The 10,121-nt window shown below is 69.6% G+C and carries 8 protein-coding genes and 1 pseudogene; 5 read left to right on the top strand and 4 right to left on the bottom strand.

Annotated elements, in window-relative coordinates; genetic code table 11:
- Nucleotides 1-95 precede the first annotated feature (95 nt).
- The 3 genes and pseudogenes from ACZ7OO_RS07225 to ACZ7OO_RS07215 form a co-directional block, all read left to right on the top strand.
- Nucleotides 96-497 (top strand): annotated as a pseudogene (locus ACZ7OO_RS07225) (ATP-binding cassette domain-containing protein); the annotation flags it as partial.
- A 197-nt stretch (nt 498-694) separates the two neighbouring features.
- The gene (locus ACZ7OO_RS07220; RefSeq protein WP_471502306.1) at nt 695-2,056 is read left to right on the top strand and encodes a ricin-type beta-trefoil lectin domain protein; all 1,362 of its coding nucleotides are present in this window, start codon (nt 695-697) and stop codon (nt 2,054-2,056) included.
- Nucleotides 2,057-2,076: 20 nt separating this feature from the next.
- A complete protein-coding gene (locus ACZ7OO_RS07215) occupies nt 2,077-4,263 on the top strand; it encodes an RICIN domain-containing protein (protein ID WP_471502304.1) in 2,187 nt (728 codons plus the stop codon).
- Between the two features lie 62 nt (nt 4,264-4,325).
- Here ACZ7OO_RS07215 and ACZ7OO_RS07210 read toward each other — a convergent pair whose 3' ends face one another.
- The 4 genes from ACZ7OO_RS07210 to ACZ7OO_RS07195 all read right to left on the bottom strand — a co-directional run bounded on the left by ACZ7OO_RS07210 (nt 4,326) and on the right by ACZ7OO_RS07195 (nt 8,575).
- A complete protein-coding gene (locus ACZ7OO_RS07210) occupies nt 4,326-5,984 on the bottom strand; it encodes an MFS transporter (RefSeq protein WP_471502382.1) in 1,659 nt (552 codons plus the stop codon).
- Nucleotides 5,985-6,100: 116 nt separating this feature from the next.
- Nucleotides 6,101-6,568, bottom strand: a complete 468-nt coding sequence (locus ACZ7OO_RS07205) for a MarR family winged helix-turn-helix transcriptional regulator (RefSeq protein WP_471502302.1) — start codon at nt 6,566-6,568, stop codon at nt 6,101-6,103.
- 71 nt (nt 6,569-6,639) lie between these two features.
- Nucleotides 6,640-7,896: a glycoside hydrolase family 3 N-terminal domain-containing protein gene (locus tag ACZ7OO_RS07200; RefSeq protein WP_471502300.1), complete on the bottom strand. Its 1,257-nt coding sequence runs from the start codon at nt 7,894-7,896 to the stop codon at nt 6,640-6,642.
- Nucleotides 7,897-8,164: 268 nt separating this feature from the next.
- A complete protein-coding gene (locus tag ACZ7OO_RS07195; RefSeq protein WP_471502298.1) occupies nt 8,165-8,575 on the bottom strand; it encodes an ATP-binding protein in 411 nt (136 codons plus the stop codon).
- A gap of 206 nt (nt 8,576-8,781) precedes the next feature.
- Between ACZ7OO_RS07195 and ACZ7OO_RS07190 the strand changes: the two genes are divergently transcribed.
- Together ACZ7OO_RS07190 and ACZ7OO_RS07185 are read left to right on the top strand one after the other, a co-directional pair.
- Nucleotides 8,782-9,147 carry an STAS domain-containing protein gene (locus ACZ7OO_RS07190; RefSeq protein WP_471502296.1) on the top strand — a complete coding sequence of 122 codons (366 nt, stop codon included), beginning with the start codon at nt 8,782-8,784 and terminating at the stop codon, nt 9,145-9,147.
- 304 nt (nt 9,148-9,451) lie between these two features.
- A partial coding sequence (locus ACZ7OO_RS07185; RefSeq protein ID WP_471502294.1) for a HAMP domain-containing protein occupies nt 9,452-10,121 on the top strand: 670 nt, incomplete at its 3' end.

Below are 10,121 nucleotides of genomic sequence, written 5' to 3'. Positions count from 1 at the left end.
ATCTCCCAGCAAGTCGGCGAACAGAGTCCCGTCATCTCAACACATGCCACTGACGTCACGGTCAGCAACCGGCTCACGGAACTTGTGCCAGACCCCTCGGCCGGGCCCGCCTCGACGAGGTCGTACGGACCCTGCCCGACGGCCTGGACACGGTGGTCGGCGAGCGCGGCTACCGGCTCTCCGGCGGTGAGCGCCAGCGCATGACCATCGCCCGGCTGCTGCTGGCCCGTCAGCGTGTGGTCATCCTCGACGAGGCCACCGCCCATCTGGACAACACCTCGGAGGCGGCCGTCCAGGAGGCCCTCACCGAGGCGCTGGAGGGGCGCACGGCCGTGGTCATCGCCCACCGGCTGTCCACCATCCGGGCCGCCGACCAGATCCTGGTGGTCGAGGCCGGGCAGATCGTGGAGCGCGGCACCCACGGGGAACTCCTGGTGGCCGACGGGCGGTACGCCGAACTCCACCGCACCCAGTTCGCGGCGGCGCCGACGCCGTGACAGCGCCGTTCACATCATCGTCAGGTTTTCCTGTGATTCCGGGAAGGGAGCGCTCCCGCACTTGACGGCACTGGTCCGGACCTTTAGTTTCACGCCTTAAACAAAGCCTCACGGATGGGCTCAACACCCGGTGAACAACTCGGGTGTTGGGCACAAACCGTGCTGCATCCCCCCGCGTGAAAGGCCAATCCCCCGCAATGGCCAGACCTCTGCCCACGGCAGTCGCCCTAGCTGCGCTGTCGCTCTCCGCAGGCCTGTTCGCCGCGTCCCCCGCGCAGGCCGCCACCGGCACCATCACCGGCCTCGCCGGCAAGTGCCTCGATGTCGCCGGCGCGAGCTCCGCCGACGGTACGGCCGTCCAGCTCTACGACTGCAACGGCACCGCCGCCCAGCAGTGGACCGTCGGCAGCGACGGCACCATACGCGCCCTCGGCAAGTGTCTCGACGTGACCGGCAACTCGACAGCCGACGGCGCCAAGGCCCAGCTGTGGACCTGTACCGGCGGCGCCAACCAGAAGTGGACGGTCACCTCGGCCCACGACATCGTCAACCCGCAGGCCAACAAGTGCCTGGACGCCACCGGCAACTCCTCGGCCAACGGCACCCGCGCCCAGATCTGGACCTGCTCGGGCGGCGCCAACCAGAAGTGGACCGCCCCGGCGGCCGACGGCGGTACCACCCCGTCCTCGCCGATGGCCGTGGCGCCCTACCTGTACAACGGCTGGGGCGACCCGCCGAGCCCCACCACGATCACCAACGCGACCGGGGTGAAGTACTACACGCTGGCCTTCGTCCTCAGCAACGGCTACTGCAACCCCCAGTGGGACGGCAGCCGGGCGCTGACCGGCGGTGTCGACCAGCAGACAGTCAACACCGTGCGTGCCAACGGCGGTGACGTCATCCCGTCCTTCGGTGGCTACAGCGGCAACAAGCTGGAGAGCTCCTGCTCCAGCGCGGGCGAGCTGGCGGCGGCGTACCAGAAGGTTATCAACGCCTACGGCGGTCTCAAGGCCATCGACATCGACCTGGAGGCCGACGCCTACAGCAACGGCACCGTGCAGCAGCGGACCGTGGACGCGCTGAAGACCGTGAAGGCCAACAATCCCGGCCTGAAGGTGTACATCACCATCGGCACCGGCCAGAGCGGCCCCGACACCAGCCTGATCAACCGGGCCGCGTCCTCCGGGCTGACCGTCGACGCCTGGGCCATCATGCCGTTCGACTTCGGCGGCGCGGGGCAGAACATGGGCAACCTCACCACCCAGGCGGCCGAGGGGCTCAAGAACGCGCTGAAGAACGCGTACGGCTACAGCGACGACACGGCCTACCGGGACATGGGCATCTCGTCCATGAACGGCATCACCGACAACAACGAGACCGTGACGGTGGCCGACTTCCGGACCATCCTCGCCTATGCCCAGCAGCACCACCTGGCCCGGCTCACCTTCTGGTCCGCCAACCGCGACCGGCCCTGCACCGGCGGCTCCGCCGACAGCTGCTCGGGCGTGAGCCAGTCCAACTGGGACTACACGCGCGTCTTCGCCGGCTACACCGGCTGAACCCCCGAACAGGAGAACCCGTGCCCAGCCTTCCCCGGCGGCGCAGAGCAACGGCCGCCGCAGCGGTGGCCGTTGTCGCCGCCTCCCTGCTGACCGCGGCCGGCGCCGCCGCCCCCGCGTCCGCGGCCACGCTGCCCACCGGCAACGTCACCCTGCTCAACGCGGCGAGCGGCAAGTGCGTGGACGCCAAGGCGGCCGCCACCGCCGACGGCACCGTCGTGCAGCAGTACGCCTGCAACAACTCCACCGCCCAGCAGTGGAGTTTCACCGCCACCAGCGGCGGCTACGTCCGCATCAACAACGCCAACAACACCAACGAGGTCCTGGACGTCACCGGCGTCTCCACGGCCGACAGCGCGGCCGTGCAGCTGTGGACCTACGGCGGCGGCAACAACCAGCAGTGGCTGCCGGTGGACGACGGCGGCGGCGCCTATCACTTCGTCAACCGCAACAGCGGCAAGTGCCTGGACGACCCCGGTGCCTCGACCGCCGACAGCGTGCAGTTCGTGCAGTACACCTGCAACGGCACCGCCGCCCAGCGTTTCCAGGTCGTGCCCGTGGCTCAGACGAGCAACCCTGACCTGGGCTCCAACGTGGTGATCTTCGACCCGTCGATGTCGGCCTCGACCATCCAGAGCAAGCTGGACTCGATCTTCCAGCAGCAGCAGACCAACCAGTTCGGCTCCCAGCGCTACGCCGTGATGTTCAAGCCCGGTGCCTACAGCGCGGACGTGAACGTGGGGTTCTACACCCAGGTCCTTGGCCTCGGTCTGTCCCCGGACGCGGTGTCCATAAACGGCGCGGTGCACGCCGAGGCGGACTGGTTCCAGGGCAACGCCACCCAGAACTTCTGGCGCGGCGCGGAAAACCTCTCCGTCAACCCGACGAGTGGCAGCGACCGTTGGGCCGTCTCGCAGGCGTCCGCCTACCGCCGGGTGCATCTGCGCGGCAACCTCGCCCTGGACGACGGCGGCTGGTCCAGCGGCGGCCTGATCGCCGACAGCCAGATCAACGGGCAGGTCAACTCCGGCAGTCAGCAGCAGTGGCTGACCCGCAACTCGCAGCTCGGCAGCTGGACCGGCTCCAACTGGAACATGGTCTTCGTCGGCAGTACGGGCGTGCCGTCCACCACCTTCCCCAGCCCGCCGGACACCACGGTCGCGCAGAGCCCGGTGACCCGTGAGAAGCCGTTCCTGTACGTCGACGGCGCCGGCAACTACCAGGTGTTCGTGCCGTCCACGCGGTCCAACTCCTCCGGCACCAGCTGGAGTTCCGGTTCCGCCGCCGGCAGCTCGCTCTCCCTGGACAGCTTCTACATCGTGAAGCCGGGCGCGACCGCCTCCCAGATCAACGCGGCCCTGACGGCGGGCAAGAACCTCCTGGTCACCCCGGGTGTCTACCACCTCGACCAGACCCTGCAGATCAACCGCGCCGACACCGTCGTCCTCGGCCTCGGCCTCGCCACCTTCGTCCCGGACAACGGCGTCACCGCCATGAAGGTCGCGGACGTCGACGGCGTCCAGATCGCGGGCCTGCTCTTCGACGCCGGCACCACCAACTCCAGCACCCTGGTGGAGGTCGGTCCCAGCGGCTCCTCGGCCTCGCACGCGGCCGACCCGACCTCACTGCACGACGTGTACTTCCGCGTCGGCGGCGCGGGCGTCGGCAAGGCCACCACCAGCCTGGTCGTCAACAGCGACAACGTCATCGGCGACCACATGTGGATCTGGCGCGCCGACCACGGCAGTGGAGTCGGCTGGACCAGCAACACCGCCGACACCGGCCTGGTCGTCAACGGCGACAACGTGACGATGTACGGCCTGTTCGTCGAGCACTTCCAGAAGTACCAGACCGTCTGGAACGGCAACGGCGGGCGCACGTACTTCTACCAGAACGAGATGCCGTACGACCCGCCCAACCAGGCGGCCTGGATGAACGGCTCGACCCAGGGCTACGCGGCCTACAAGGTCGCCGACTCGGTCACCAGCCACCAGGTGTACGGACTCGGCAGCTACTGCTACTTCAACGTCAACCCGAGCGTGGTCGCGGCGCACGCCGTCGAGGCACCGAACAACTCGGGCGTCCGCTTCACCAGCATGGTGACGGTCTCCCTCGGCGGTACCGGCACCATCAGCCACGTCATCAACAACACCGGAGGCCCCTCGAACTCCTCGACCAACGTGGCGAACCTCGCCTCGTACCCGTGACCGTCGGTCCCTGAGCGGATCGCGGGTGGCCCGGCGGACGTCCGCCGGGCCACCCGTGTCTTTCAGGACGGCGCGTTGTGCCGGGGCGGTGCCGTCCGCGCCCGGGGCTGGTCCTTCGGCTCCTGGCGGTCCTGGTCGGGCCGGTGGCTGCCGCGCAGGGCGGAGGCCACGGCGGAGACCAGGGCCATGCCCGCGGCCACGCCGAACACGATGGCCAGGCCGTGGTGGAACGGACCGGAGACCAGCTGCGGGAAGAAGGTGTGGCCGGTCAGTACGGACCGCTGGGCGCTGGTCACATGGGTCAGGACGCCCTCGGAGGAGAGCAGGTGCTCGATGGGGTTGTCGCCGAGGAACGTCGCGAACAACGTGCTCACCGGCGGCAGTGAGGCGGCGTGCGCGGCGGAGGCGGCCGGCACGCCGTGCGCCATCAGCCCGCTCTTCAGCGTTCCCGGGAGCGAGGAGGCGAGTCCGGAGACCATCAGGGAGAAGAAGACACCGATGGACAGCGCCGTACCGGAGTTCTGGAAGGTCGAGCGCATGCCCGAGGCGACCCCCCGGTACTCGGCCGGGACGCTGCCCATGATGGAGGACGTGTTGGGCGCCGAGAACATGCCCTGGCCGAGCCCGTTGAGCAGCAGCAGCGCCGCGAACAGCCCGTAGCCGAAGTCGACGGGCAGCGCCAGCAGGCCGAGGAAGGACAGCATGACGACCACCAGGCCGGCGGTGGAGAAGAACCGGGCGCCGAACCGGTCCGACAGATAGCCGGAGATCGGACCCGCGACGAGGAACCCGAGCGTGAGCGGCAGCATGAAAATGCCGGCCCACAGCGGGGTGTCCTCGAAGTCGTAGCCGTGCAGCGGCAGCCAGATGCCCTGCAGCCAGATGATGAGCATGAACTGCAGCCCGCCGCGCGCGATCGCGGTCAGCAGGGCGGCCAGGTTGCCGGCGGCGAACGCCCGCACCTTGAACAGGGCCAGGTCGAACATGGGCTCGGCGACGCGCCGCTCGATGACGCAGAAGGCCAGCAGCAGGGCGACGCCGCCGATCAGGCCGCTCAGGACCAGCGGGTTGCCCCAGCCGGTGGCGCTGTCGCCGTAGGGCTGGATGCCGTAGGTGATGCCGGCCAGCAGGATGCCGGCGCCCGCCGCGAAGGTGATGTTGCCCAGCCAGTCGATCCGCCCGGGCCGGCCCGTCGAGGTCTCGCGCAGGCTCAGGTACGACCAGATGGTGCCGGTGATGCTGACCGGGACGCTCACCCAGAACACGGCACGCCAGTCGACGGCGGCGAGCAGACCGCCCGCGAGCAGACCGAGGAACTGGCCCCCCAGTGCGGTGATCTGGTTGATGCCCAGAGCCATGCCGCGCTGCCGGGCGGGGAAGGCGTCGGTGAGGATGGCGGCCGAGTTGGCGGTGAGCATGGACCCGCCGAAGGCCTGCACGATCCGCCAGAGGATCAGCCACAGCGCGCCCGCCCCCGCGCGGAACGGATCGAGCGACAGCGCGACCGAGGCGCAGGCGAAGATCAGGAACCCGAGGTTGTAGATCTTCACCCGTCCGAACATGTCGCCGAGCCGCCCGAGCACGACGACCAGGACGGCGGAGACCAGCAGGTACCCCAGGATCATCCACAGCAGATATCCGATGTTGCCGGGTGCGAGCGGGTCGAGGCCGATGCCGCGGAAGATCGCCGGCAGAGAGATGATCACGATCGACGCGTCCATCGTGGCGATCAGCACACCGAGTGTGGTGTTCGAGAGCGCGACCCACTTGTAGCCCGGCCCGGGAGGGGCGTCCTTGTGGCGGGCCGAACGCAGCGAGCCGGGCCACACGCGTGCGCTCACAGCTGTTCCGCCAGCCGGCCGAGGAGCGGCACGGCCGCCCCGAGGACCTCACGCTCCTCGGCGGAGAACGTGTCGAGGACGGCCGCGAGCCGCTGGACCGATTCGGAGCGCCGCTCGGCGAGCATGGCCCGCCCGTCCTCGGTGACGGCCACGATGCTCCGCCGCCCGTCCGCGGCATCGGGAGTACGGCGGACCAGGCCGCGCTGTTCGAGCTGGGCGACGGTGCTCGCCATGGCCTGCGGCCGCACCCGCTCCATCTCGGCGAGCGAAGTGGGGGAGTCGGGTCCGTCGGCGGTGAGCCGGGCGAGCACGGACACCTCCGAGAGCGACACGTCCCCCACCGCGTGGGCCTGCCGCAGCCGCCGCGTCATGCGGCCCACCGCGAGCCGGAGCTCGGAGGCGAGCCGGGTGGCGTCGCTCAGATCGCGTATACCGCCCGCATCGGCGGCCATGTCTGTCTTCACATGTACTAACACTAGGTTTATCAGCCTGGACTGCTCAACCAGTCATAAGTAAATATGACGCGAGCGGGTTCTCAGCCGCAGGTGAGTCGGCCCGCCGTGGTCTTGGCCGCGAGGATTCGGTGTACGGAGGCGGTGACCTGGGTGCGGAAGGAGGCGTCGGTCGCCATCCGGGACTGCACCGCCTGTGCCATCGCCGGCACGGTGGACGGCTTGACCGTGAGGATCATGTCGCCGCCCGCGGCCAGGAAGTCCACCGCCCGCTGCGCCGGGGTGTAGGCGCGTACCGCGACCGCCTGGCCGATGTCGTCGGAGATGACGACTCCCTTGAAGCCGAACTTGGTGCGCAGCAGCGAGTTGATGACGGTCGGGGAGAACACGGCCAGGTGCTTCGAGTCGATCTTGGTGTACTTCGCCGAAGAGATCATCACGAACGGCGAGCCTGCGGTGATCGCGCTGCGGAACGGCGTGAGGCTCGGGCTGGAGGTGGTGGTCACCGAGTCGACCACGTTCGCGGTGGTGTCGGTGTTGCCGGTGACCTGGCCCAGGCCGGGGAAGTGCTTGACGGTGGTCATGACCCCGGCGTTGCGGAAGCCCGTGGCGAAGGCGCCGGTGTGCGAGGTCACGACGTCGGGGGTGTGGCCGTACTCGCGGTAGTAGCGGCCGATGGGAGCGTTGCGGGTGCCGAGGCTCGCGGGCACCACGTCGGCGACCGGGGCCAGGTTGAGATCGAGACCCGCCGCCTTGAGCTGCCGCGCCCAGGTCTCGGCGCGGGCGCGCAGTGTTGCCGTGCTCCACGTGCCCTGGGTCAGGGCGTTGGGCATGACCGAGAAGCCCGGGCCGTTGAGCACCTGGACCTGCCCGCCCTCCTGGTCGGTGGAGACAAGCATCCCGACCCGTCGGCCGGCGACCGTGTCCGCCTGTGCGCGAATGCCGTCGACGACCTTCTTCGTCGCCGTGGTTCCGGCGGAGCTGCGCCCGGTCAGCATGACGGACCCGACGTGGTAGGTGCGCAGGGTGCTCAGGTCCGTGGTGCTGGGGCGGGCCGCGGCGACTCCGCCCATGAACAGCTGGCCGACTCGTTGCGCCTGGGTCATTCCCGTATAGACCTGGTCGGCGCAGGTTGCGGACGCCGTCGCCACGTATGACGCGGCCGACCGCCCGTGGAGGTCGGCGCCCGGCGGGGCGGGGGCATCGGGCACGCGGTGGGCGTCCTCCCCCGCGGCCGGCACGCTGCACGCGCCGACGGTCAGCAGGGTGGTGACGAGCCCGACGGCGGTGCGCCGGGCAGCGGAGCCGCGGCCCGCGGGCCGGCGGACGGGTGTCGCCATGGTGCGCTCCTGACTCGTGAGGGGTGCAGGCCACGGGGGACCGGCGGGCCGACGCACGGCATCGGGCACCCTGCGTGGCTCGAAGCCGCCCCGGCGCCTCACGTTACGCCGAACGAGTGCGGTGCGCGCTGCGGCCGCCCCGGTGGCCGATGACCCCGCCGCTCGCACGACCGCACCGGCCGCACGCCCGGGAGAGGGGCCCGGGCCGGCGACTACGCAAGCAGCCGATGGTCAACAGGGTGACTCGCTGCTCGAAGCTCGGCGGCGGTCAGTCGAGTAACGCCAGCCGGGCGGTGATCCGCTTGCCCACGGGCTCCCGTCGTGTCTCGAAGCCCTGCACCACCGCCAGCACGATCTCCAGGCCGTGCTGACCCACCCGTCCGGCCTCGGTCGCACGGGCCAGCGGAAGTGTCGGATCGGAGTCCCACACCTCGATCTCCACCATGCCGTCGGCGACACCCAGGCGCAGCAGTACCGGTCCGGGCGCGTACTTCAGCGCGTTGGTGACCAGCTCGCTGACCACCAGCTGCGCCAGCTCCATGGCGCGAGCCGTCATCGGCAGGCCGTGCTCGGACTGAGCGCGCGTCAGGAAGCGCGATGTCTGGTTCCGCGCGTCGGCGATACAGCCGTCCGCCCCGTCCAGAGCGATGGTGACATCGGCAGGTGCAGCATCCGCCATCCGGGAACACTCCTCGGGCGGGACAGACTCCCTGCCGACGATCCGCGATACCCCGTTCATGGGCGCGCGTCTACCCGGCGATCCACCGTAGTACTCCCGCGCCGTCCAGATTCGAATGCCCCGTCTCGTGCATCGCCCTCCCCATCCTTGGGCACGTTGGCTGCAGAAAGGTGACGCGGCCCGGACCGAGGGTGCGGAGGACTCACGTGGTAGACGAACAAGAAGCAATGGAGCGCGGCGAGCTGTCCGTCACCCGGACCGACGTCGACGGCATCACCGTGCTCGGCCTCCGAGGCGAGATCGACTACGAGAGTGTGGGCGCTCTGGCCCAGGCCATGCCTCCGGCGGACCCCACAGCCGGCTGTCGGGTCGTCGTCGATCTGAGCGGCGTCACGTTCATGGATTCCAGCGGGATCAACGCCCTGATCGCCGCCCACCAGGTGACTTCGGCCGCGCAGGGATGGCTGCGTCTGGCGGGGGTCCGGGACTCCGTGCTGCGTACCGTTCAGCTGGTGGGACTCGACACCCTCGCCACCTGCCACCCGACCGTGCAGGACGCCATCGCGGCCTGACGACGCCAACGGAAGCGTCCCGACGACGGTCGGCAGGATTCTCCATGGGCGCATTCCTTCGACAAACCCGACCGGGTACCCTGAACCGGCTTCGGTATTCCACTTTTCTCATCCCGGTTTCGGTGCTCTGAGATGTTCGGCCAGACTTTGGTTGTCGGGCGACAACTGAGTTAATCTGCGACCGATTTCCCATCGGGCGAGACCGCCGAACGCAGAATCGCCGCTGGTGGGCGGAGCCCTACGGCTCCGGCGAGGTTCCGGGTCCTCGGGGTGGGGACTCTCCGGGAGCGGAACGAGGGTGTGCATGAGCGGCACGTCGATGGACGCCCAGGTCCAGGGGCCGGGCGAGCAGGAGCTGCGGCAGCTGCTGGCCGGGCTGACGGCCGTACGGGACGGTGACTTCGGCACCCGGCTGCCGTCCGACGGGCAGGGCCTGCTCGGCGACATCGCCACGGTCTTCAACGGCATGGTCGACCAGCTGTCCCTGTTCACGTCGGAAGTGACGCGGGTGGCGCGCGAGGTGGGCACCGAGGGCACGCTGGGCGGCCAGGCGCAGGTCCCCGGGGTCTCCGGCACCTGGGCGGATCTGACCGACTCGGTCAACGCCATGGCGGGCAACCTGACCACACAGGTCCGTGACATCGCCCAGGTGGCCACGGCGGTGGCCAGAGGCGATCTGTCCCAGAAGATCGACGTGCCCGCGCGCGGGGAGATCCTCCAGCTGAAGGAGACCGTCAACACGATGGTCGACCAGCTCTCCGCCTTCGCCGACGAGGTCACCCGCGTCGCCCGCGAAGTGGGCAGCGAGGGACGACTGGGCGGCCAGGCGCAGGTGCCCGGGGTCGCCGGCGTCTGGCGTGACCTGACCGATTCGGTCAACTTCATGGCCGGAAATCTCACATCGCAGGTCCGCAATATCGCCCAGGTGACGACCGCGGTGGCGCAGGGCGATCTCTCCCAGAAGATCACCGTGG

It is taken from the genome of Streptomyces sp. NPDC111744, from assembly GCF_055634995.1.
Note: the sequence above shows the minus strand (reverse complement) of the source record. Positions and strands in the feature narration are given on the sequence as shown.

Bases quoted from the DNA above. Each gene is read 5' to 3' on its own strand.
- ACZ7OO_RS07220 (WP_471502306.1), top strand. From the start codon at position 695: ATGGCCAGACCTCTGCCCACGGCAGTCGCCCTAGCTGCGCTGTCGCTC.
- ACZ7OO_RS07200 (WP_471502300.1), bottom strand. From the start codon at position 7,896: ATGGCGACACCCGTCCGCCGGCCCGCGGGCCGCGGCTCCGCTGCCCGG.
- ACZ7OO_RS07210 (WP_471502382.1), bottom strand. From the start codon at position 5,984: ATGGACGCGTCGATCGTGATCATCTCTCTGCCGGCGATCTTCCGCGGC.
- ACZ7OO_RS07195 (WP_471502298.1), bottom strand. From the start codon at position 8,575: ATGGCGGATGCTGCACCTGCCGATGTCACCATCGCTCTGGACGGGGCG.